This window comes from Brevibacterium sp. NPDC056726 (genome assembly GCF_042790515.1).
GTDB lineage: Bacteria > Actinomycetota > Actinomycetes > Actinomycetales > Brevibacteriaceae > Brevibacterium > Brevibacterium sanguinis.
Genome location: NZ_JBHTYZ010000016.1, coordinates 1 through 1,294, shown reverse-complemented (window position 1 = coordinate 1,294; position 1,294 = coordinate 1). Strand labels below are relative to the sequence as shown.

Annotated in this window: 1 pseudogene; it reads left to right on the top strand. The window is 60.4% G+C overall.

Annotation, left to right across the window (positions count from 1 at the left end):
• Positions 1 to 123: 123 nt before the first annotated feature.
• Positions 124 to 1,257: pseudogene (locus ACFQ91_RS17190) on the top strand (IS1249 family transposase); the annotation flags it as partial.
• Positions 1,258 to 1,294: the final 37 nt, after the last annotated feature.

Below are 1,294 nucleotides of genomic sequence, written 5' to 3'. Positions count from 1 at the left end.
GGGTTATAGGCCAAAAAGTGTGTCCGTGATCGTCCCGGATCCCAGCCACACCAAGGACAATCACCTGATTGCTTAGCTCTGATCGCTTAGCATTCGTAGGGTGCTTGCAATCGACCGAAATGTCAGATCTGTCAGACAACGCTGAAGAAGAACGGCACGACCAAGGCCGGAACCACCCGGTACAGGTGTCCCGCCTGCGGAGCCTCCAGCAGCGCCAAACGCCGAGGATCGACACAACGATTCGAACTGCGCGCCTTCCTCGACTGGCTCCTGGGACCAGCACCACAACCAGCCCACACACCACTGGGCAGCCCCCGAACGTTCCGGCGCCGCACATCCTGGTGCTGGACGATCCACCCAACAGTGTCCCCGACCTCTGAAATCCATGATCAGATCATGCTCGATGGCACCTACACCAACGGGTGGTGCGTCCTCATCGCCTACACCGGCACTCACGTCATCGACTGGCAATGGTGCGACCACGAAAAGACCGCGTCCTGGACGGCACTCATCTCAACCATCCCTGCACCCCGCTACGCCATCGTCGATGGCAACGGGCCGTTGACAACGACGATCGAGAGACTCTGGCCACAGACACGAATCCAACGCTGTTACTTCCATATCCAGCACGCCTGTAACACGCATTTGACGAGGACGCCGACCCTGCCGGCGAACAAGGAACTTCAAGCGATCTACCGGGCCCTGTCGAAAGTCCAGACGTGGGATCAGGCTGCAGCGTGGCTGGCCGAGTTCGCGACATGGGAAGCGAAATGGGACCGTATGCTCAAACAGCGAACCTATGCCCGCTCCAGCACGAGCAGACCCGCCCACGTCAGGCCCGGGCAGACATGGTGGTACACGCATCTGCGCACGCGCCGGGCCCACGGGTTCCTGGCCAAACTCATCGCGAAGAACCATCTGTTCACCTGGCTCGAGGCCGCCGACGAAGGGGTCGTGATCGCGAAGACGACGAACGCGTTAGAAGGCGGTATCAACGCTGGCATCAAGCATCTCAAACGTCACCACCGCGGACTGTCTGAAGACCACGGACGACGAGCCGTGGATTGGTACTTATGGGACCGAACACAGGCCCACAGTGACCCGTGGACTCTGGCGAAGTCGCAACTGAAAACGCTAGCGACAACGCCTCTGAAGGAGCCGGTCGCCGAGCCTGTAGGTCCCGCCGTCTATGACACGGGGTTCTCGTGGGAAGACGGGATCGGTATCCAGTCAGGATGGGGCGGACGACGTCGGTGACACACCCGGCACGGACACACTTTTTGGCCTATAACCC